At 28.1% G+C, this 242-nt stretch carries 1 protein-coding gene; it reads right to left on the bottom strand.

The features are described 5' to 3' along the window. On the bottom strand, window positions 1-242 hold a 242-nt coding region (locus ACVA6Q_RS24880), incomplete at both ends, for a hypothetical protein (RefSeq protein ID WP_446649259.1).

Genomic DNA, 242 nt, shown 5'->3' with positions numbered 1-242 from the left:
AGTTGATGATGACTGTTTTTTAATCACAACTGGTTCTTTCAATGATACTTGACTTTCATATGCAGCTAATTTACCTCTTTCAATTTCATTATATTTAGATTTAGCTAATGCTTCAGTCCATTGATTCACTTCAAATTTTTCCACTTCAAAAATTAATGAATTATCAATTGAACTAATGACAAACACCCCAACTGATGGTACTAATTTAGAAAATTTATTTTGTGATATGACTAATTCTTGGA

This window comes from Vibrio sp. DNB22_10_4 (genome assembly GCF_052879755.1).
Note: the sequence above shows the minus strand (reverse complement) of the source record. Positions and strands in the feature narration are given on the sequence as shown.